We start from the raw sequence: 19,800 nt of genomic DNA, 5'->3' as shown, positions 1-19,800 counted from the left end.
GTGCGAGGTGCGGCGACCCTCATTGGTCCCCGTGGCGGCCGCTCTCGTGATCGCCGTCGGGCTCGTGGGCAACGTGGCCACCGGCCTGGTGCGGCTGCCGCCGTCCACGCAGCCCTGGGTGTGGGCGTTGCTCGCCGTACTGGCCGTGCTGGTGGTCGTGGTGGAGGGGTGGCGCGGACGGGAGCGGGACGGCGAGCCTCCCGAGCAGCTCAGGGACCGGCTCGCGCGGCAGGTGGCCGTCCAGTGGGCCCGGGAGGCGGCGGCGCAGGGGTTGCGGCAGCCGCTGCCGCTGCGGGTGCGGTGGTCGTCGACACGTCGGCCGGTGAGCGCGGCCCCCGAGGTGGTGGTCGAGGACCCCGGCCTCTGGCCCCTGTCGGGCGACGTCGGCGACATCGTGGACGCCTACCGCCGCCTGCCGCACGGCCAGCTGGTGGTGATCGGCGAACCCGGGACGGGCAAGACCGTCCTGGCCGTCACGCTGACGCTTGGGCTCGTCGAGCACGCCGGGCCCGTGCCCGTGCTGATGTCGGCGGCCTCGTGGAAGCCGCGCACCGAGAAGGCGGACACCTTCGTCGTGCGGACGCTCGCCGAGGAGTACCCGTTCCTCACCCGCCGCGACGCCGGGCGCCTGCTCGAAGAAGGGCACGTCCTCCCCCTCGTGGACGGGCTCGACGAGATCGCCGCCGACGCCCGCGACGCCGCGCTCAAATCCCTGGACCGGTTCGCCGCGGCGGGCCGCCCCCTCGTCGTCACCTGCCGCGCCGCCGAGTACGAACGAGCGGTGGCCGCCAGCGGATGGCTGCTCTCCCGGGCCGCGGTCGTGGAGATCGAACCGGTCGGTGCCGACGAGGCCGCCACCTTCCTGTCGCATCCCGCCACGGGCCGGGAACGCTGGCGGACCGTCTTCGAGCACCTACGGCGGCACCCCGAGGGCCCGCTGGCCTCCGCGCTGTCCACCCCGCTGATGGTGTCGCTGGCCCGCTCGGCGTACTCCCGCCCCGCGACCGACCCCGCCGGGCTGCTCGAACCGCAGGACAGGGCGTCCGTCGAAGGCATGCTCATCGACACCTACGTCGACGCCGCCTACCAGCCGCGTCCCGCGCGGGCCCGCCGATGGCTGAGCAGCCTCGCCTATCTTCTGCGCCTGAACGGGACCCCCGACCTGCTGTGGTGGGAGCTGCGGCCGGGCTCGGCGTCACGAGACCCGGAACGCGCGGCCTGGTCGCTGCCCGCGCTGGCGGCGCTGGCGCTCGCCACGGCCGCCGGGCTCGCCACCGGTCTGCTCGCGGGGCCCTGGAAGGGAGTCGTCGCCGGTCTCGGCACCGCGGCGGTCATCGGGCTGCACGCCGGCCGGGTGTTCCAGGTGTTGTGGCCGGACGGCCGCCCCCGCTACGTCCCGCTGACCTTCCGGACCCCCGCCGAGCTGCGCCGCCTGGTGACGCGGCGGCGGATGGCGTTCGGCCTGCTGTCCGGCGCGCTGACCGGCCTGCTCGGCCCGTCGTTGTGGATCGGGCTCGCGGGCGGGCTCGTCGTCGGCGCGATCCCCGTCCGCGCGGACCCGCCCTGGCGGGCCGGGGCCTTCTACGGCCTGCTCGGCGGAGCGGTCTGCACGGTCCTCGCCGAGGTGACCGGGCAGCCGTTGTCCGCCGGCGCGGCCGCCTTCCTCGTGTTCGGCACGAGCGCCGCGCTCGGGGCCGGCGTGTGGGTGTGGATCCGGTTCCGGGTGACGCACGCCCAGCTGGCCCTGCGCGGCGGGTTGCCGTGGCGGCTGACGGCGTTCCTCAAGGACGCGCACCGGCGGGGAATGCTCCGCGGGAACGGCACCGCCTGGCAGTTCCGTCACGCGCTGCTGCGCGACCGCCTGGCCGAGGACGCCTTCCTGCGCCACCTGACGCTCCGCGCCGACGCGGGCGAGACGTACGCGGCGATCAAGCTGGCCGAGACCCACGCCGCGCGGGGACAGACCGACGTCCTGCGCGCGCGGGCCGGCGCGGGCGACCCGCACGCGGCGCGGCACCTGGCGGAGTCGCTCGTCCGGCAGGACCGGCCCGGCGAGGCGATCGCCGTGCTGCGCGCGCACGCCGCGGAGCTCGCCGAGCCCCTCGCCGAGCTCCTGGAGAAGGAGGGGCGCGCCAATGAGGCCGTCGCCGTGCTCCGGGCCGCGCCTCCCCGGGGGCACGGCGCGCAGCTGGCCGGGATCCTGGAGCGGCAGGGCCGGACCGACGAGGCCGTCGCGGTGCTGCGGGAGTTCACCGACGCCGGCGGGACCAACGGGTACAACCTGCTGCTGTCGCTGCTCGTCCGGCTCGGGCGGATCGACGACATCCGGGCCTGCGCGGACGCCGGCATGGCCAACGCGGCCGCCACCCTGGACCGCCTGCTCGCCGAGCGGGGGTGCGTGGACGAGCTGCGGGCCCGGTCGGCGGCGGCGGACGGCCACGCCACCGTGGCCCTGGTCGGGCTGCTCCGCGCGCGCGGCGACGTCGAGGGCGCCATCACCGTCCTGCGGGACATCGCGGACGCCGGCCAGTGGTGGGAGGCGCCCTGGCGGCTCGCCGACCTGCTGGTGGCGCACGGCCGGGTCGAGGAGCTGACCGCCCGCGCCGACGCGGGGGACCACCACGCCAGGGAGAGGCTCGCCAAGCTGCTCATCGCCGACGGCCGCCTGGACGTGCTGCGCACCCGGGCGGAGGCCGGGGACGGCTACGCCGCCCAGGAACTGACCGACGTGCTCATCCGGGAGGGCCGGCCCGACGAGGCCGTCCCTCTGCTGCGGCCGTACGGCCCCACGGCCAGGTTCATCGAGCTGCTGTACGAACGGGGCCTCGCCGACGAGCTGCGCGTGCACGCCGAGGCCGGCGACGAGCACGCCGCGTGGCGGCTCGCCATCCTGCTGTCCCTGGGCGACCGCACCGACGAGGGCCTCGCCGTCCTGCGGTCCTTCGCCGACGCCGGGAACTGGTGGGCCGCCGCCCGCCTGGTCAACCTGCTCGCACGCAAGGGCCGCACCGACGAGCTGCGCGCCCGCGCGGACAGCGGCGACACCCACGCCGTCGAGGCGCTCACCGACCTGCTGGTGGAGCGGGGGCACCTGGACGAGGCCCTCGACCTGCTGCGCGCCCACGCGGACAGGAGCGACCCCGCGCGACGGCTCGCCGACCTGCTCGCCGAGCACGGCCGCACCGACGAGTTGCGCACCCGCGCGGAGAGCGGCGACGGCGACGCCGCGGCGCGCCTGGCCCGGCTGCTCGCCGAGCGCGGCGACCTGGAGGACGCCCGCGCGATCCTCCGCGCCCGCGCCACCGCCGGGGACCAGCGGGCCGCGTCCCAGCTGTCCGATCTGGCGTGAACGCGGGGAACTGTCCGCCATGGGCCACGACATTGAATGCCGTGCCCCGCAGCTGTGACACTGACCGCGTACGCGTGAACACGGTCTCGGGGGCGGGACATCGGGGGGCTTCCACCGTGATCGGAAATCCACCTGTCCCAGGGAAGTGAACATGGCCTACGAGATCCAGGGCAAGCAGCACGCGCCGCTACCCGTCTACCCCGCCCCGAACGCCCCGGCCCCCATCGCGACCGTCACCACCGTCGCACGGGTCTTCGTCATCTCCCTCTCCCCCGGCTGGGTCCAGGTGCGCCTGCTGGAGGGCGCCGCCGCCGGAACCGTCGGCTGGGCCCAGGCGGCGCACGTCACCTCCGTCACCGGCGACATCCTCTCCTCGGAGGAGGAGCTGAGTCAGCTGTTCGCCGCCCTGCGCACCGCTCACTTCACCCCGCCCATGGGGGGCCCGCTCCCCATCCCGTACCGCTATCCCACCGACGGCTGCTTCGCCCGCGCCGAGATCATGGCGACGATGCTCGCCGCCTCCGGCTACCAGACGGACAAGATCTTCGCCGTGGCCGCGGGCAACGGCCTGCGTCTGAACACCCCCCACGGCGGCGACCAGGCCGGCTTCGGCGAGCGCCTCCAGGTCGAGTGGTGGTACCACGTCGCCCCGCTCCTCTACGTGCCCTCGGGCAGCCCCAAACCCGACCCCGTGGTCATGGACCCCTCGGTGGCGGACGGCCCGCTGAGCATCGGCGACTGGGTGGGCCGCATGGCCACCCGTCCCGTCGCCCCGGAGATCGCCTACGACCAGCTCCGCCAGGACCTCGCGGTCAGCAAGGCCTATCCCACCGACCGCACCCTCGTGGTCCGCGCCGGCCGCACCGTCTACGCCCCGCCGCTGGCCACCGACCCCAGCCGGACGGTGGTCGGCAAGCCGGCCGACGTCGCCCTGGAGCTGTCCCGCACCGCCACCCTGGTGCCCGCCCACGACGTGGTCGCCGGCCTGGACCAGCTGTTCCGCGCCTGCTTCACAACCTGGAGTTCCAACCAGACCACCCGGGACCTGCCCGTCCCGTACCCGGCCTACACCGCCGAGTACAACGCGGTCCTCGCCCAGATCCAGAACCTGCACCCCGAGCTGCGCAAGTACATCCGCACCCGCTTCCCCAACTTCTTCGCCGACTGGCACAACACCGTCCTCGGCAGCGGCGTGGAGAACGACTACAACAACCTGAAGATCGCCCTCGCCGTCTGACGCCCGGTCACCCCCGGCGCGGAGAGGTACAACACGGTCCTCGCCCAGCCCTGCATCTCACGTTTCGCATCCCCCGGCCGTCTACATGACGTACGGGCCGCGCACCCCGCGGCCCCGGACGGACGGAGCGACATGACGAGGACCCACACCGTCATCGAGTCACCGGTCGGCGGCCTGATCGCGGTCGCCGAGGACGGCGCGCTGACCGGCCTGTACTTCGAACGGCGCCGCCGCGGCCCGAGGCCCGGCGACCTCGGCACCCGCGACGAGACGGGCTTCGCGGAGCCGCGCCGGCAGCTGGCGGAGTACTTCGCCGGTGAGCGGACCGGCTTCGAGCTGCCGCTGGCGCCGCGGGGAGACGAGTTCCAGCACCAGGTGTGGCGGCTGCTGGCCGAGATCCCCTTCGGGGAGACCCGCTCGTACGGGGAGCTGGCCCGGCGGCTCGGGGACGTGGCGCTGGCCCGGGAGGTCGGCGCGGCGTGCGGGCGCAACCCGCTGCCGGTGGTGGTGCCGTGCCACCGGGTGGTGGGCGCGGACGGCCGCCTCACCGGGTACGCCGGAGGCCTGGACCGCAAGCGGTACCTGCTGGAACTGGAGGAACCGGCACGGAAGAAGGAGGCGAGGCTGTTCTGAGCCGTGTTCCCGTCCCTTCACGCGGCCGGGCCGGGCAGGGTGTGATCATGCGACGACCGTTCGAGCAGATCGTGACCGACCACGGTCCCATGGTGCTGCGGGTGTGCCGCGCCGTGCTCGGCCCGCAGGACGCCGACGAGGCCTGGTCGGAGACGTTCCTGTCGGCGCTGAAGGCCTACCCGGACCTGCCGCCCGGCGCCAACGTCGAGGCGTGGCTGGTGACGATCGCGCACCGCAAGGCCATCGACGTCACCCGCGCCGCCGCCCGCCGTCCCGTCCCCGTGGGCGATCCGCCGGAACGGCCCGCCCCCGGCCGCCCCGAGGACTGGGACGGCGACCTGTGGCGCGCCCTGAAGGCCCTGCCCGAGCGGCAGCGCCAGGCGGTGGCGTACCACTACCTGGCCGGACTGCCCTACAAGGAGATCGCCGCCCTGTCCGGCGGCACCGCCGACGCCGCCCGCAGAGCCGCCGCCGACGGCGTCAGGACCCTGCGCCGCACCTACCCGCGCGCCATCGACGAGGAAGGGGTGGCCGGATGACCACCGCGCCCGACGACCTGTTCGCCTCGCTCCCCGGCCGGGACGCCCCCGCCCTGGCCCGCCTGCACGCGGCGCTCGCCGAGCGGGCCCAGCGTGACGGCGTCCTGGACGTCGCCTACCGCACCCTGGACACCCCGGTGGGAAACCTCCTGCTCGCCGCCACCGCCGAGGGCCTGGTGAAGGTCGCCTACGCCGTACAGGACCACGACGCCGTCCTGCGCGGGCTCGCCGGCGACATCAGCCCTCGCGTCCTGCGCGCCCCCCGGCGCCTGGACGAGACGAGCCGCCAGCTGGAGGACTACTTCGCCGGGCGCCGCACCCGCTTCGAGCTCCCCCTGGACTGGCGCCTCGCCAAGGGCTTCCGCCAGCAGGTCCTGAGCCACCTGCGGGAGATCGCCTACGGCCGCACCGAGAGCTACGCCGAGGTCGCCGCGGCCACGGGCAGCCCTCGCGCCGTCCGCGCGGTGGGCACCGCCTGCGCCGCCAACCCGCTCCCGGTCGTCGTCCCCTGCCACCGGGTGATCCGCTCGGACGGCACCCCCGGCGGCTACGTCGGCGGGCCCGGCGCCAAGCGTGCCCTCCTGACCCTGGAGGCCACTCTTTGACCTGCGTCACACCATTCCCGGCCTAGCGTTGCGGTAGAGACACCCGGTCGGCCCGCGCGCCCGACGGGCCGGGAGAGGAGCCCAGGCGATGAACTTCCACGATCTCCACTACAGCGGCCGCCCGCTCCTGCTCCCCAACGCCTGGGACGTCCCCTCCGCCCTCGTCTTCCTCGCCGACGGGTACCCGGCCATCGGCACGACCAGTTTCGGCGTCGCCGCCACCTGCGGGCGTCCCGACGGCGCGCGCGCCACCAGGGAGGCGAACCTCGCCCTGGCCCGCGCGCTGTCGGCGCTGCCCTGTCCGGTCAGCGTGGACGTCGAGGACGGCTACTCCGACGACCCCGCCGAGGTCGCCGCGTACGTCGCCGGGCTGGAGGCCGCGGGGATCAACATCGAGGACAGCACCGGCGCCGGGACCCTCGTCTCCCCCTGGGTCCACGCCGCGAAGATCACCGCGATCAAGCAGCGCTGCCCCGACCTCTTCGTCAACGCCCGCGTCGACACCTACTGGCTCGGACGGAACGCCACCGTGGGCGCGACGCTGGAGCGGGCCACCCGCTACGTCGAGGCGGGCGCCGACGGCGTCTTCGTCCCCGGCGCGACGGACCCGTCCGTCCTGCGGCGCCTCACCGCCCGCCTCCCGGTCCCGGTGAACGTCCTCGCGACCCCCGGCCGCTCCCTCGCCGACCTCGCCGCGCTCGGCGTCCGCCGCGTCAGCACCGGTTCCCTCCCCTACCGCGCCGCGCTGCACGCCGCCCTGGAGACCGCGAACGCCGTCCGCGACGGGAGGCCCACGCCGCCCGCGACGCCGTACGCCGACATGCAGGCCGAGCTCGTCCGCCACGCCGAGGACCGGCGGCCGCGCGCCGCGATCGCGGACCAGGCGGGGTGAGGCGCGGGCCCGCGCTCAGGCGGGTGAGCCCTCCACCGGAAGGCCGGAGCGGGTCCAGTCCTCGATGCCCTCGGCGTACAGGCGCACGTCCTGGTAGCCGAGCCTCTTCAGCTCGGCCGCGAGGTCGGGGCCGCGGGTGCAGGCGGGGTCGGTCGAGTAGACGACGATCGGCGCGGCGCGGTCCGGCAGCACGTCCTCCGCGGACGCCGGGGCGTCCACCGCGGTGAGGTTCAGCGCGCCGGGCAGGTGCCTGCGCCGGTAGGCCGGCTCGGGCAGCGCGTCGACGACGGTGACGGCGCCGCCGGCGAGCGCGGACCGCAGCTCGTCCCGGGAGATCGTGGCGCCCGCGCCGGGGCGCGTGTCGCGGGCGAACGGCGGCGGGGCGCCGGGGTCCTGGAGCGGGCCGCTGAGCTGGATGTTGGCGATCAACCAGCGATCGCCCGCCCGCACGGCCACCAGGGTGACCCGGAACGACCCGCTGGTGTCGCGTCCCATGGCGGTGGTCCGCTGCTCCTGGACGCCGCCGACGATCGCGGTGTCGCCGTGGAACCGCACCTGGCGCTCGTGGATCTCGAAGTGGTGGTTCTTCAGCGGGCCCTGGTGGCGACCGGCCCACTGCTGCTTGGTGAGGCTGAATCCGACGGGCCCGATACCGGCGAAGTCGTCGGTCAGGAGGTCGTCGTAGGCGCCGACGTCGCCGTGCAGCTCGGCTTTGGCCCAGCGGTCGACGAGGTCGAGAATCTGCTGCCGGCTCATTCTTGGCATCCCCGTTCTCTCTAAGCGGAGGGAAATCCTCCACATTGACTCTGGCACACCCGCCGGAGACTGCGCAAGACTAAGTGGAGCATTTTCCTCCGCATACGCGGATATGCTGTCCGCATCACGGCAGAAGGGAGAGGGCGATGGCCAAGTCGATCAGGGCCGACGCCCGGCGAAACCAGGAACAGATCCTGCTCGCCGCGCGGGACCTGGTGGCCGAGCGCGGCCCCGACGTGCCCCTCGACGAGATCGCCCGCCGCGCCGGGGTGGGGATCGGCACCGTGTACCGCCGTTTCCCCGACCGGCACGCCCTCGTGCACGCCCTCGCCCTGGACGCCCTCACCAGAACGGTCGAATCGGCCCGCGCCGCCATCGCCGAGGAGACCGACCCGTTCGACGCCCTCGCCCGCTACCTGCGCGAAGCACTCGAACTACGCGTGTCCGCCGTGCTCCCGGCCCTGCTCGACGTGCTCGACCTGGCGAACGACCCCGAGATCGGTCCCGTGCGCGACGAGTCCGCGCACCTCGTCCGCCGGCTCGTCGCCGAGGCCCGCGCGGCGGCCGTCCTCCCCGCGGACGTCACCTTCGAGGACATCGGCATGATGCTCGTCCGGATCGCCCGGCCCCTGCCCGGCCCGCTCCCCGCCGGCGAGAAACACGACCTGGCCCGCCGCCACCTGGAGCTGTTCATTCGCGGCCTGCGGGCGCTCGCCCCCGCGCCGTGACCCCCGGCCACACCCGGCGCTGCCCCACGTTCACCGCGGCGCCATCTCGGGGGGATCAACAGTTCACCGGCTATCGCCAGGATCACCAGACATGCACGTCAAACACCCCTTCCGGATCACCGCGGCCACCGCCACGGCCGCCCTCTCCCTCGCGCTGACCACCGCACCCGCCCAGGCGGCGACCCACCCGGGCCACGGCGGCAAGGGCATCTCCCTGGCGTTCCTCGGGCGCTTCTCCACCGGCTCGGTCGGCACGGGAGCCTCGGAGATCACGTCGTACGACCCCGCCACCAAGCGGGCCTTCGTGGTGAACGCGCAGGCGGGGACCGTGGACGTCCTCGACATCCGCGACCCGCGCGCCCCCCGGCGGGTCACCTCCCTGGCGGCTCCGGGAGCCAACAGCGTCGCCGTGCACAAGAAGCTGGTGGCCGTCGCCCAGCAGGCCGAGACCAAGACCGGCCAGGGCAAGGTGTCGCTCTTCGACACCCGCACCGGCAAGAAGCTCAAGGAGTTCCCCGCCGGGGCGCTCCCCGACATGCTGACCTTCACCGAGGACGGCCGCCGGCTGGTCGTCGCCAACGAGGGCGAGCCCGAGTCCTACTGCGCGGACGCCGTCGACGACCCCGAGGGCTCGATCAGCGTCATCGACATCGCCCGGGGCACCGTGCGCGACGCCGGTTTCCAGGCGTTCAACGGCCAGGCCGACCGGCTGCGCGCCGCGGGCGTGCGCATCTCGGGCCCCGGCGCGACGGTGGCCCGCGACATGGAGCCCGAGTACGTCACCGTGTCCGGCGACACCGCGTGGGTGACGCTGCAGGAGAACAACGCGGTCGCGATCGTCGACCTGGAACGTGCCAGGGTGGAGCGGATCGTGCCGCTCGGACTGAAGGACTTCGGCAAGGTGGGCGTCGACGCCTCCGACAAGGACGGGAAGATCGACATCCGCCCGCGTCCCGGCGTCAAGGGCATGTACATGCCCGACGGGATCGCCCACTTCCGCTCCCGCGGCCAGACCTACCTGGTCACCGCCAACGAGGGCGACAGCCGCGACTGGGACTGCTACACCGACGAGGCCCGCGTCAAGGACCTCACGCTGTCCGCGACCGCGTTCCCGAACGCCGCCGACCTGAAGAAGGACGCGGAACTCGGCCGCCTCACCGTCGCCGCCGACTCCCCCAAGGACGCCACCGGCGCCTACACCGCCCTCCACACCTTCGGCGCCCGCTCGATCTCCCTCCGCTCCACCGGCGGCGCCCTGCTCTGGGACTCCGGTGACGGCCTGGAGAAGCTGATCGCCCGCGAACTCCCCGAGAACTTCAACGCCGACAACGAGGAGAACGACTCCTTCGACAGCCGCAGCGACAACAAGGGCCCCGAGCCCGAAGGCGTCACCGTCGGCGAGGTCCGCGGCAGAACCTACGTCTTCGCCGGCCTGGAGCGCGTCAGCGGCGTGGCCGCCTACGACGTGACCGACCCCCGCCACCCCACTCCCGCCGCCTTCCTCAACACCCGCGACTTCACCGGCTCCGTCGAGGACGGCACCGCCGGCGACGTGGGCCCCGAGGGCGTCTTCTTCGTCCCCGCCGGCGACAGTCCCACCCGCCGCCCCCTCCTGATCGTGGGCAACGAGATCAGCGGCACCACCGCCATCTACGAAGTCCGCTAGGTCCCGTCGGCCTCGGTCCGCATCCGCGCTCCCGCGGATGCGGACCGGCCACGGGTCCGCACGGCCGTCACTCGTCGACGGCGGTGTCCGCGCCCAGCCGGGCCCAGGTGTCCAGGGAGGCGCGGTCGGCGTCGAGGACGCCGCGGAACATGGTGATCGCGTCCTCACCGAGCAGGAGAAGGCCGGGAGGTTCCGGGGACTCCACCGCGGTGATGATGGCGTGGGCGGCCTTGGCGGGGTCGCCGGGCTGGGTGCCGTGGACGGTGTCGTGTTCCTTGCGGCGTTTGCCGGCGGTCTCGGCGTAGTCGGGGATGGGGGTGGCGGACTGGGTGAGGGAGCGGCCGGCGAAGTCGGTGCGGAAGCCGCCCGGTTCGACGGACATGGCGGTGATCCCCAGGGGGGCCAGTTCCTTGCGCAGGGAGCCGGTCATGCCCTCCAGGGCTGATTTCGCGGCGGCGTAGTAGCCGGAGCCCGCGGGGGTGATCCGGGCGCCGATCGAGGAGATGTTCACGATGGCGCCGGAGCGGCGGGCCCGCATGCCGGGCAGGACGGCCTTGATCAAGGCCACGGCACCGAAGAAGTTGGTGTCGAACAGCCGTCGCACGTCCGCCTCGTCCCCCTCCTCGACGGCGGCGCGGTAGCCGTAGCCGGCGTTGTTCACGAGCACGTCCACGGCGCCGAAGTGCTCCTCGGCGCGGCGTACCGCCTTCTCGACCTGGTCCCGCTCGGTCACGTCGAGGGTGAGCGCGAGGGCATTCCGGGGGTGCGCGTCGGCGAGGTCCCGCACGCTCGACACGTCCCGGGCGGTGACCACGGCGTTGTCACCGCGGGCGAGGACGGCTTCGGCGAGGGCTCGGCCCAGGCCGGTCGAGCATCCGGTGATCAGCCAGGTGGACATGGTGATCGGTTTCCCTTCTTTGTGTTGCCGGGGGCCGGTAGGCCGCGGACCCGAGAAAGCCCCCGGCGGAGAAGGCCGCCGGGGGCTTTCGGGTGAGACCTGAACGTCAGACCAGGTCGTACCGGTCGAGGTTCATGACCTTGTCCCACGCGGCGACGAAGTCCTTGACGAACTTCGCCTTCGCGTCGTCGCTCGCGTAGACCTCGGCGAGGGCGCGCAGCTCGGAGTTCGACCCGAAGACGAGGTCGGCCCGGCTGCCGGTCCACTTGACCTCGCCGGTGGCGGCGTCGCGACCCTCGAACGTGTTCGCGTCCCCCGCGGTCGCCGACCACGTCGTGCCGAGGTCGAGCAGGTTGACGAAGAAGTCGTTGGTCAGGGTGCCGGGGGTCTCGGTGAGGACGCCGACCGGCGACTGCTGGTGGTTGGCGCCGAGGACGCGCAGGCCGCCGACGAGGACGGTCAGCTCGGGGGCGCTCAGGGTCAGCAGGTTGGCCCGGTCGATCAGAAGGTACTCGGCGGGCAGGCGGTTGCCCTTCACCAGGTAGTTGCGGAACCCGTCGGCGACCGGCTCCATCGCGGCGAACGACTCGACGTCGGTCTGCTCCTGGGAGGCGTCCACGCGGCCCGGCGTGAAGGGCACCTCGACGTCGACGCCGGCGTCCTTGGCCGCCCGCTCGACGGCCGCGCCGCCCGCGAGCACGATCAGGTCGGCGAGCGAGACCCGCTTGCCGCCGACCTGCGCGGCGTTGAAGGTCTCCTGGACGCCCTCAAGGGTGCGCAGCACGGTGGCCAGCTGGTCGGGGTCGTTGACCTCCCAGCCGCTCTGCGGTTCGAGGCGGACACGGGCGCCGTTGGCGCCGCCGCGCTTGTCACCGCCGCGGAAGGTCGAGGCCGACGCCCACGCGGCGGACACGAGCTGGGACACCGTCAGGCCCGAGTCGAGCACCTGCGCCTTGAGGGAGGCGACGTCCGCGGCGTCGACGAGCTCGTGCGTCACCGCGGGCAGGGGGTCCTGCCAGAGCAGCGTCTCGGACGGGACCTCCGCGCCGAGGTAGCGCACGACCGGGCCCATGTCGCGGTGGGTCAGCTTGAACCACGCGCGGGCGAAGGCGTCGGCGAACTCGGCGGGGTTCGCGAGGAAGCGCCGCGAGATCTGCTCGTAGACCGGGTCCACGCGCAGCGCGAGGTCGGTCGTCAGCATGGTCGGGGCGTGGGTCCTTGCCGGGTCGTGGGCGTCGGGCACGGTACCCGCCCCGGCGCCGTTCTTCGGCTTCCACTGGTTGGCGCCGGCGGGGCTCTTGCTCAGCTCCCACTCGTAGCCGAAAAGGATCTCGAAGAAGCTGTTGTCCCAGGCCGCCGGGGTGGTCGTCCACGCGCCTTCGAGACCGCTGGTGATCGTGTCGGCGCCCTTGCCGGTGCCGTAGGTGTTCTTCCAGCCGAGGCCCTGCTCCTCGATCGAGGCGGCCTCCGGGTCGAGGCCGACGTTGTCGGCCGGGCCCGCGCCGTGGGTCTTGCCGAAGGTGTGGCCGCCCGCGATCAGGGCGACGGTCTCCTCGTCGTTCATCGCCATCCGGCGGAAGGTCTCACGGATGTCGCGGGCCGAGGCCAGCGGGTCCGGGTTGCCGTTCGGGCCCTCGGGGTTGACGTAGATGAGGCCCATCTGGACGGCGCCGAGGGGGCTCTCGAGATCACGGTCGCCGGTGTAGCGCTGGTCGTCGAGCCAGGTGGACTCCGGGCCCCAGTACACGTCCTCCTCGGGCTCCCACACGTCCACGCGGCCGCCGGCGAAGCCGAAGGTCTCGAAGCCCATCGTCTCCAGGGCGACGTTGCCGGCGAGGATCATGAGGTCGGCCCAGGAGAGCTTCTGGCCGTACTTCTTCTTGACCGGCCACAGCAGGCGGCGGGCCTTGTCGAGGTTGGCGTTGTCCGGCCAGCTGTTGAGGGGCGCGAAGCGCTGCTGACCGGCGCCCGCGCCGCCGCGGCCGTCGCTGATGCGGTAGGTGCCCGCGCTGTGCCAGGCCATCCGGATGATGAACGGCCCGTAGTTGCCGTAGTCGGCCGGCCACCAGTCCTGCGAGGTCGTGAGCGCCTGCGCGATGTCCTGCTTCACGGCCGCGAGGTCGAGGCTCAGGAACGCCTCGGCATAGTCGAAGTCCTCACCGAGGGGGTTGGCCACGGCGGGGTTCTTGGCGAGGATCTTCAGGTTGAGCCGCTCGGGCCACCACTGGCGGTTGCCGCCGCCCTGGGTCGGGTGCGGGGCGCGCTCGTGCGCGACCGGGCAGCCACCCCCGTCCTCCGTCTTCGCGTCTGTGACTATTGCGTCGTGGTTCTCAGTCATCGAAATCTTTCTGGGCTAGGCGATCACGGTGCTCAGGAGCTGCGGGCGGTGGAACAGTCGAGGCACAGGCCCCAGTAGATGACCTCGGCCTCGTCGATCGAGAAGCCGTGGTCGTCGGAGGCGGTCATGCAGGGAGCCTCGCCGACCGCGCAGTCGACGTCGGCGACGACGCCGCACGACCGGCAGATGACGTGATGGTGGTTGTCCCCCACGCGCCCCTCGAACCTGGCCGCGCTGCCTGCCGGTTCGATGCGGCGGACGAGTCCCGCCGCGGTGAGCGCGTGGAGGGCTTCGTACACGGCTTGAAGGGAGATGTGGCCCACCCGGTCGCGCACCCCGGTGGCGATCTCCTCGACATCGAGATGATCGCCGTGCCGGACGGTCTCAAGCAGCGCGACTCGGGCGGCCGTCACCCGCAGGCCGGCACCGCGCAGCTCCTCGGCGGTGGTCGGAGTCTGGGATGCGGTCATGGCGCCAATCCAACCTTCGTAAACCCGAACGATCCAATAGAACGAATAGTCCAAGTCTAGAGGCCGGATCCGGCAACGTTTGCCGGTGGGGGTACCACTCCGCCCCTGGCTCAGGCACCTGCCCGCCGCCTACGCCCCGGAAGACCGGCGGAACCTCAGGTAGACCGAGGTGGCCCACGCCGCGCCGATCATCTGGCCGATCAGCATCGGCCGGAAGTCGCCCGCGACCCCGGCGACCACGTCGGTGGCGAGCACCGCGACCGGCGCCACGATGGTCCATGCGAACCAGCCGTGTTCACGGCCGGCACGGAACCGCCTGGCGAACACCGCGTAGGCGATCAGACCGGCGACGCCGCCGACCGCCGGCGCCATCGAGTGGACGACGCCGTGCCAGGTCACCGCGTCGGGGGTGCCGACCGGGTAGCCGTTGATCGGATCGGTGGGGAAAACCCCCGCCACCATCAGCGCCGCGCCTCCCAGGCCGAGGAGCCGCGGCCCCCACGTGCTCCCCCGGCCCGGTGCCGCCGCCCGCCGCAGCCCGGCCGCGCCGGCCAGTGCCAGTGCGCCGCAGACCACGAAGTTCGCGATCTGCACCCACCCGAGCTCGCCCAGTGCCAGCGAACTCATGGGATGCCGGGCCGGGTCGAACCCTTCCCGGGTGTACACCTGCGCCAGCACGACGGCCACGAACAGCGGCCCGGAGACGGCGCCGGCCACCAGCAGCGGCCCCACCGGTGCCCGCCGCGCGGCGGGCACCGAGATGACGGCGGTCACGACCCCATCTCCTGACCGGTCTCCAGCAGGGTCTTCAGGCCGCTGAGCGTCCACGCCCAGCCGCCGCCGGCGCCGATCGCGTCGAAGTCGCCACGCATCAGCGCGGCCATGCCGGGCGCGCCGCTCACGTCGTGCGTGACGGTCAGCGCGCAGACGCCGCCCTTACCTTCGGCGATCTCGTAGGTGAGACGGGTGAATCCCTCCGCCAGGATCGACGGGTCCATCAGCACACGGAACGTCTGCACCAGCCTGCGCGGCGGATCGACCTCGATGACCTCCCCGTCCACCGCCACCTCCGGCGCCCCGTACTCGATCATGCCGGCGTTGGCGCGGCCCACGTACGCGCCGCCCGGCCGCAGGTCGTACTCGCTCAGCCCGCCGTAGCCGTACCGTGCGGTCCACTCCGGCTTGGTGATCGCGTCCCAGATGGCCTCCGCGGTCGCCTTGATGTACACGCGGTAGACCTGCACGGTCGTCTCGGTATCACTCATCTTCGGTCTCCAGTTCCGCTTTCAGCTCCGCCAGCACCGACACCTGGCGTTCGGTGTACTTGTCGATCCACCTGTCGTGGATCAGCCGGATCGGCACCGGGTTGAGGAAGTGCAGCTTCTCCCGCCCCGACCGGCGGGTGACCACGAGACCGGCGTCCTCCAGCACCCGCAGGTGCTTCATCACCCCGAAGCGCGACATCTCCAGCCCGGACTCCAGCTCGGTGAGCGTGCGGCCGTCACGCGCGAAGAGCAGGTCGAGCAGGAATCGGCGCGTCGGATCGGCAAGGGCCTTGAACACCTGGTCATCGTCAGCCACCCTCGGAAAATATGTGACCAAAAGGTCACATGTCAATCCGTGAAGCGGTACCGGTATCCCTCACAAGATCGTTAGCCTGGCTCTACGGCGTCCGCGCGCAGGTCACCGTGGGCGCGGTGTTGGTGCCGCTCCAGTTCGCCAGGAAGCCGAACGTGGTGGACGCGCCGGGGGCCAGCGCTCCGTTGTAGCTCTCGTTCCTGAACGCGTACGGACTGGCGGTGCTGTCGGTGCGGGCACCCCAGGTCTGCGTGATCCGCTGGCCGTCGGGGAAGGTGAGCGTCACCGTCCACCCGGTCATCGCGGTGGTCCCGCTGTTGGTCACGGTCACCTGCCCCTGGAACCCGCCGCCCCAGCTACCGGTGAGGCTGTACACGGCCGTACACCCGCCGGCGGTCGGCGTGGGCGTGGGCGAGAACGTGGGACAGCCCGTGGGGAGGACGGTGACGGGAGGAGTGAACGGCGAGGTGTTCCCCGCCGCGTCCCGCGCCCTGATCTGGTAACGGAAGGTCCCCGCACCGGTCTGTGTGAACGACGTGGTCGTCGAAGTGCCGACCAAGACGAACGTGCCACCGGAGGTGCCGAGCGCACGCCAGATCTCGTACCCGGTGACCCGCACGTTGTCCGTGGACGCCGCCCAGTTCAGCGTCGCCGAGTCGCAGGTGATGGTCACGACCGGCGTACCCGGCGTGGTGGGCGGCTGCGTGTCCTGCGGCGGCATGGTCGGGCACGGCGGCGGCACGACACTCACCGGCGAGGTGAACGCGGAGGTGTTGCCGGCCGCGTCGCGCGCTCGCACCTGGTACTGGACCGACCCGCTGAGGGCCTGGGTGAACGAGGTGGTCGTGGTGGTGCCGGCCGAGGTGAACGTGCCGCCGTTGGAGGCGCGGTAGACGTCGTAGCCCGTGACCCCCACGTTGTCGGTGGACGCGGTCCAGTTCAGCGTCACCGTCACGGGATTGCAGCTGACCGTGGCCCTCAGCCCGCCCGGAACCGACGGCGCGGTGGTGTCCGCGGGGTTCCCGCCCCCGAGCAGGGCGGTCAGCGCCGGGTACCAGCGGTCGGACATCTTCTGGAAGCCCGAGTCGTCCGGGTGCACCCCGTCCCCGGTCGTGTCGGCCACCGTGTCGAAGCCCGTGTACTGGTCGACCACCGTGATCGGCGACTGGGTGGTGCTCTTGCCCGCGGCCCAGCCCGGGATCGCGTCGTTGAGCGCGGTCACCCCGGACGGGCACCAGGTGCACCCGCTCGGCGTCATCGGAACGATCTTGGCCACGATGATCTTCGTGTTCGCGTTGCTCGCCCGCATCTGGTCGACCAGCTTGGTGAACGCGGCGATGATGGTCGCCGTCGCGACGTTGTTCCAGACGTCGTTGGTGCCGAGATGCATGAGCACGATGTCCGGCCGCGTGCTGGAGAGCCACCCCGGGAGCTGGTTCTGGTTCGCGATCCCGGTGGCCTGGAATCCCCCGTGCCCCTCGTTGTCCCCGTCGTGCGCCACCGAGCAGCCGCCGCCCGGCAGGGTCCCGACGAAGTCGATGTTCGTGAACCCCGTACGCTGCAGCCGATCCCAGAGCAGGGCCCGCCAGCACCCGGGTCCCCCGGTGAGGGAGTCGCCGAGCGGCATGATCCTCACGGGCGCCGCCGCGGAGACCGCGGGCGTGGCCATGGGCGCGACGCCGAACAGCGCGGCGAGCGTCACGAGGATTGCGCAGACAAGTCGCCGTTGCATGGGTGACTCCCTGACGGACGGGGATGAGGCAGTACCTTTTGCCGGCTCCACCATGCCGATCAATGCGGTGTGCGGACGGTAAGCGCGTGCGCCACCGTGTGTCGAGCCCGCGACCAGCGCGGAGCGCGTAGTGCCAGCTCACTCCTGGAAGTTTCAACGCCTGTGTGAGCGCCGGGGACCGCGCCGGTAATCGGGATGACGCCCCGGAGCCGCCGCTGCGAGAATCGATCTGTGCGAGATCTGGAACGTTTCCGAGCCTCCATCCATACCTGGGCGGCCGGCGGCGAGGACGCTCCAGCGGCCGCGACCGTGGCCCGCGAGCTGGCCGCCGGCGGCCTCGCCACGGTCGTCCTCGTCGAAGGGGTCAGCGACCAGAGCGCGCTGGAGGCGCTGGCCATGCGGCGCGACCGCGATCTGGCCGGCGAGGGCATATGCGTCATGTCGATCGGCGGCGCGATGGGCGTCGGCCGGTACCTCCGGATCCTCGGCGCCCGCGAGCTCGCCGTGAACGTGCGAGGCCTGTGCGACGAGGCCGAGGAGGCCTACTTCCGCCGCGGCCTGGAGCAAGCAGGCTGGGGCACCGGCCTGACCCGCTCCGCGATGGAGTCGCTCGGCTTCTACGTGTGCGTCACCGACCTGGAGGACGAACTGATCCGCGCCCTCGGCCCCCCAGGCGTCGAGCGGGTCTTCGCCGCCGAGAGAGACCTGGCCAAGTTCCGCCTCTTCCAGAACCAGCCCGCCCAGCGCGGCCGCGCCGTCGAACACCAGATGCACCGCTTCATGGGCACCACGAGCGGCCGCAAGGCCCACTACGCCCGCGCCCTCGTCCTCGCCCTCGACGCCCCCCACGTCCCCCGTCCCCTGGACCGCCTGCTCGCCGTCACCTGACCGGGACCCGCGGTCAGAAGAGATTGGGTCTTCTCAACATTCTTCGACCGGGTTATCAACAGGCCAAGCGGACACGTGAGGGCGGCGCTCCACGTCCGCATGCACCTGGGTCACCGGCCCCGCACCTCCTCTCAGTGATCACCGCTTCGATGGAGAACGCCATGCGCAAGTTGCGAGACGTGCTGCTCCGGATGTTGTGCCTCGTGTCGGTGCTCACGGCAGGAGTCACGGCCGCGAACCCGAGCGCCCACGCCGCCGCGCCCGACCGTTGGGGTTTCGCCGTCGTCGACGTCACCTCGGGCGTCCCCAGCCTCAGCCATGAGGCGGGGAGCTGGCCGACCGGCTCCACCGTCACGGTCGCCGCGATCGCCACCGGCCAGGTGTTCGTCCGGTTCCCGCAGATAGGGATCCCCTTCGGCGGCGTCGTGCACGTCACGGCGATCACCCAGGAGCCGAAGTGGTGCCAGGTCCAGCAGTGGGGACCGTGGGGGGCCGACGAGGGAGTGGCGGTGCAGTGCTACCGCTACGGCGGCACCCCGGAGTTCACATCGTTCTCGGTCGTCTTCTCGGAGAGCAGCGGCCGCCTGAACGCTCCCCAGGCGTTCGGCTACATCCACAGCGAGCCCGTCTCCGGCGGCGACCCGGTCGCCAGCTCGTACAACTCGATGGGCGTGACCAACCGCGTGACACGCGTCGCCCCAGGTCTGTGGCAGGTCACCCTGCCGGGACTCGGCTCAGCGGCCCAGACGGGCGGCTTCCAGGTCACGGCCGTGAACGCCGTCCGGCCCGCGCGCTGCAAGCCGGCCAGCTGGACCCCGTCCACCACCGCGCACACGCTGTACGTGATCTGCCACGATGCGACCACCACCCGAATCGACACCGGCTGGACACTCACCTACCAACGCGAGCGCGCCATCACCGGCGGAGCCCTCCCACCGACGACCTTCGCCTACACCTTCGACAAACTGCCGACGACCCCGGGCCCGTACTCACCCACCCCGGCGGCGATCAACTACAACTCCCTGGCCTCGACCAACGACATCAGGACCGCCGGACCGGGCCTGCGCCTGGTCACCTTCCCCGCCGTCGGCTCCCTCCCCGACAACGTGCAGGCCACCGCCTACGGCGTGAACCCCGAATACTGCAACCTGCTCGCGACGTGGACGACCACCGGCGGCACCGCGACCGTCCACGACGCCTGCTACAACGGCCTCACCCGAAGCGACCAGTCCTCCTTCGTGACGTACGTGTCCGCCCGATAGCACCCGACGGCCCCTCCTAAGATCCCGCGTATGAGGATGGACGACCTCGCCGGCACCGCCAGATGGCTGTGGCACGAGGTGGACCCCGGCGACTGGTCCGGCGAGGCGCTACGCCTACAGGCCGAAGGCCGTTGCCACCTGGTCCCGATAAAGGATCACTAACACCGGTACACCGGCTCCCGGGAGTTCCGCGGCCTGGTCATCCCCCTCTCCCTGGACGGAGAACCGG

General features: G+C 72.5%; 19 protein-coding genes. 11 read left to right on the top strand and 8 right to left on the bottom strand.

The annotated features are described in order from the left end of the window. Positions 1–31 precede the first annotated feature (31 nt). The 6 genes from ACFP1K_RS03695 (at position 32) to ACFP1K_RS03670 (ending at position 7,255) form a co-directional block, all read left to right on the top strand. A complete protein-coding gene (locus tag ACFP1K_RS03695; RefSeq protein WP_380747022.1) occupies positions 32–3,349 on the top strand; it encodes a hypothetical protein in 3,318 nt (1,105 codons plus the stop codon). Positions 3,350–3,500: 151 nt separating this feature from the next. After that, a complete protein-coding gene (locus tag ACFP1K_RS03690; RefSeq protein ID WP_380747021.1) occupies positions 3,501–4,586 on the top strand; it encodes a protein-glutamine glutaminase family protein in 1,086 nt (361 codons plus the stop codon). A gap of 132 nt (positions 4,587–4,718) precedes the next feature. Continuing rightward, complete coding sequence (locus ACFP1K_RS03685; protein ID WP_380747020.1) at positions 4,719–5,219, top strand: methylated-DNA--[protein]-cysteine S-methyltransferase; 501 nt, start codon at positions 4,719–4,721, stop codon at positions 5,217–5,219. A gap of 47 nt (positions 5,220–5,266) precedes the next feature. Next, positions 5,267–5,758 (top strand): RNA polymerase sigma factor, encoded by a 492-nt coding sequence (locus ACFP1K_RS03680; protein ID WP_380747019.1) that lies wholly within the window; start codon positions 5,267–5,269, stop codon positions 5,756–5,758. Beyond that, on the top strand, positions 5,755–6,363 hold the full coding sequence (locus ACFP1K_RS03675) for a methylated-DNA--[protein]-cysteine S-methyltransferase (RefSeq protein WP_380747018.1): 609 nt from the start codon (positions 5,755–5,757) through the stop codon (positions 6,361–6,363). Before ACFP1K_RS03680 ends, ACFP1K_RS03675 begins: the two co-directional genes overlap by 4 nt. Before the next feature lie 88 nt (positions 6,364–6,451). Continuing rightward, positions 6,452–7,255 (top strand): isocitrate lyase/PEP mutase family protein, encoded by an 804-nt coding sequence (locus ACFP1K_RS03670; RefSeq protein WP_380747017.1) that lies wholly within the window; start codon positions 6,452–6,454, stop codon positions 7,253–7,255. 15 nt (positions 7,256–7,270) lie between these two features. Here ACFP1K_RS03670 and ACFP1K_RS03665 read toward each other — a convergent pair whose 3' ends face one another. Continuing rightward, complete coding sequence (locus ACFP1K_RS03665; RefSeq protein WP_380747016.1) at positions 7,271–8,011, bottom strand: DUF4440 domain-containing protein; 741 nt, start codon at positions 8,009–8,011, stop codon at positions 7,271–7,273. A gap of 146 nt (positions 8,012–8,157) precedes the next feature. Between ACFP1K_RS03665 and ACFP1K_RS03660 the strand changes: the two genes are divergently transcribed. Together ACFP1K_RS03660 and ACFP1K_RS03655 are read left to right on the top strand one after the other, a co-directional pair. Next, the gene (locus ACFP1K_RS03660; RefSeq protein ID WP_380747015.1) at positions 8,158–8,739 is read left to right on the top strand and encodes a TetR/AcrR family transcriptional regulator; all 582 of its coding nucleotides are present in this window, start codon (positions 8,158–8,160) and stop codon (positions 8,737–8,739) included. Between the two features lie 91 nt (positions 8,740–8,830). After that, on the top strand, positions 8,831–10,405 hold the full coding sequence (locus ACFP1K_RS03655) for a choice-of-anchor I family protein (protein ID WP_380747014.1): 1,575 nt from the start codon (positions 8,831–8,833) through the stop codon (positions 10,403–10,405). Positions 10,406–10,472: 67 nt separating this feature from the next. On the opposite strand, the gene ACFP1K_RS03650 is transcribed toward ACFP1K_RS03655, so the two are convergent. The 7 genes from ACFP1K_RS03650 to ACFP1K_RS03620 form a co-directional block, all read right to left on the bottom strand. Beyond that, on the bottom strand, positions 10,473–11,303 hold the full coding sequence (locus ACFP1K_RS03650) for an oxidoreductase (protein WP_380747013.1): 831 nt from the start codon (positions 11,301–11,303) through the stop codon (positions 10,473–10,475). A gap of 106 nt (positions 11,304–11,409) precedes the next feature. Beyond that, positions 11,410–13,641 carry a catalase/peroxidase HPI gene (gene katG, locus ACFP1K_RS03645; protein WP_380747012.1) on the bottom strand — a complete coding sequence of 744 codons (2,232 nt, stop codon included), beginning with the start codon at positions 13,639–13,641 and terminating at the stop codon, positions 11,410–11,412. Positions 13,642–13,673: 32 nt separating this feature from the next. After that, on the bottom strand, positions 13,674–14,111 hold the full coding sequence (locus ACFP1K_RS03640) for a Fur family transcriptional regulator (protein WP_380747011.1): 438 nt from the start codon (positions 14,109–14,111) through the stop codon (positions 13,674–13,676). A 129-nt stretch (positions 14,112–14,240) separates the two neighbouring features. Further along, on the bottom strand, positions 14,241–14,885 hold the full coding sequence (locus tag ACFP1K_RS03635; protein ID WP_380747010.1) for a DUF998 domain-containing protein: 645 nt from the start codon (positions 14,883–14,885) through the stop codon (positions 14,241–14,243). After that, positions 14,882–15,376, bottom strand: coding sequence for an SRPBCC family protein (locus tag ACFP1K_RS03630; RefSeq protein WP_380747009.1), 495 nt, complete (start codon positions 15,374–15,376; stop codon positions 14,882–14,884). The genes ACFP1K_RS03635 and ACFP1K_RS03630 overlap by 4 nt, the downstream gene beginning before the upstream one ends. Beyond that, positions 15,369–15,692, bottom strand: coding sequence for an ArsR/SmtB family transcription factor (locus ACFP1K_RS03625; protein ID WP_380747008.1), 324 nt, complete (start codon positions 15,690–15,692; stop codon positions 15,369–15,371). Before ACFP1K_RS03625 ends, ACFP1K_RS03630 begins: the two co-directional genes overlap by 8 nt. Positions 15,693–15,774: 82 nt before the next feature. After that, positions 15,775–17,421, bottom strand: coding sequence for a cellulose binding domain-containing protein (locus tag ACFP1K_RS03620; RefSeq protein WP_380747007.1), 1,647 nt, complete (start codon positions 17,419–17,421; stop codon positions 15,775–15,777). Positions 17,422–17,652: 231 nt separating this feature from the next. Between ACFP1K_RS03620 and ACFP1K_RS03615 the strand changes: the two genes are divergently transcribed. The 3 genes from ACFP1K_RS03615 (at position 17,653) to ACFP1K_RS03605 (ending at position 19,733) form a co-directional block, all read left to right on the top strand. Next, complete coding sequence (locus tag ACFP1K_RS03615; protein WP_380747006.1) at positions 17,653–18,309, top strand: TOPRIM nucleotidyl transferase/hydrolase domain-containing protein; 657 nt, start codon at positions 17,653–17,655, stop codon at positions 18,307–18,309. Between the two features lie 161 nt (positions 18,310–18,470). Next, positions 18,471–19,571: a hypothetical protein gene (locus ACFP1K_RS03610; protein WP_380747005.1), complete on the top strand. Its 1,101-nt coding sequence runs from the start codon at positions 18,471–18,473 to the stop codon at positions 19,569–19,571. 30 nt (positions 19,572–19,601) lie between these two features. After that, on the top strand, positions 19,602–19,733 hold the full coding sequence (locus tag ACFP1K_RS03605; RefSeq protein ID WP_380747004.1) for a hypothetical protein: 132 nt from the start codon (positions 19,602–19,604) through the stop codon (positions 19,731–19,733). The last annotated feature ends 67 nt before the right edge of the window (positions 19,734–19,800 follow it).

Origin of the sequence: Sphaerisporangium aureirubrum (assembly GCF_042658925.1) — a bacterium.
GTDB lineage: Bacteria > Actinomycetota > Actinomycetes > Streptosporangiales > Streptosporangiaceae > Sphaerisporangium > Sphaerisporangium aureirubrum.
This window is presented reverse-complemented; position numbering and strand designations above follow the sequence as displayed.

Bases quoted from the DNA above. Each gene is read 5' to 3' on its own strand.
- katG (WP_380747012.1), bottom strand. From the start codon at position 13,641: ATGACTGAGAACCACGACGCAATAGTCACAGACGCGAAGACGGAGGAC.
- ACFP1K_RS03675 (WP_380747018.1), top strand. From the start codon at position 5,755: ATGACCACCGCGCCCGACGACCTGTTCGCCTCGCTCCCCGGCCGGGAC.
- ACFP1K_RS03670 (WP_380747017.1), top strand. From the start codon at position 6,452: ATGAACTTCCACGATCTCCACTACAGCGGCCGCCCGCTCCTGCTCCCC.
- ACFP1K_RS03690 (WP_380747021.1), top strand. From the start codon at position 3,501: ATGGCCTACGAGATCCAGGGCAAGCAGCACGCGCCGCTACCCGTCTAC.
- ACFP1K_RS03640 (WP_380747011.1), bottom strand. From the start codon at position 14,111: ATGACCGCATCCCAGACTCCGACCACCGCCGAGGAGCTGCGCGGTGCC.
- ACFP1K_RS03630 (WP_380747009.1), bottom strand. From the start codon at position 15,376: ATGAGTGATACCGAGACGACCGTGCAGGTCTACCGCGTGTACATCAAG.
- ACFP1K_RS03685 (WP_380747020.1), top strand. From the start codon at position 4,719: ATGACGAGGACCCACACCGTCATCGAGTCACCGGTCGGCGGCCTGATC.
- ACFP1K_RS03665 (WP_380747016.1), bottom strand. From the start codon at position 8,011: ATGAGCCGGCAGCAGATTCTCGACCTCGTCGACCGCTGGGCCAAAGCC.
- ACFP1K_RS03680 (WP_380747019.1), top strand. From the start codon at position 5,267: ATGCGACGACCGTTCGAGCAGATCGTGACCGACCACGGTCCCATGGTG.
- ACFP1K_RS03655 (WP_380747014.1), top strand. From the start codon at position 8,831: ATGCACGTCAAACACCCCTTCCGGATCACCGCGGCCACCGCCACGGCC.
- ACFP1K_RS03605 (WP_380747004.1), top strand. From the start codon at position 19,602: ATGAGGATGGACGACCTCGCCGGCACCGCCAGATGGCTGTGGCACGAG.
- ACFP1K_RS03650 (WP_380747013.1), bottom strand. From the start codon at position 11,303: ATGTCCACCTGGCTGATCACCGGATGCTCGACCGGCCTGGGCCGAGCC.
- ACFP1K_RS03620 (WP_380747007.1), bottom strand. From the start codon at position 17,421: ATGCAACGGCGACTTGTCTGCGCAATCCTCGTGACGCTCGCCGCGCTG.
- ACFP1K_RS03660 (WP_380747015.1), top strand. From the start codon at position 8,158: ATGGCCAAGTCGATCAGGGCCGACGCCCGGCGAAACCAGGAACAGATC.
- ACFP1K_RS03610 (WP_380747005.1), top strand. From the start codon at position 18,471: ATGCGCAAGTTGCGAGACGTGCTGCTCCGGATGTTGTGCCTCGTGTCG.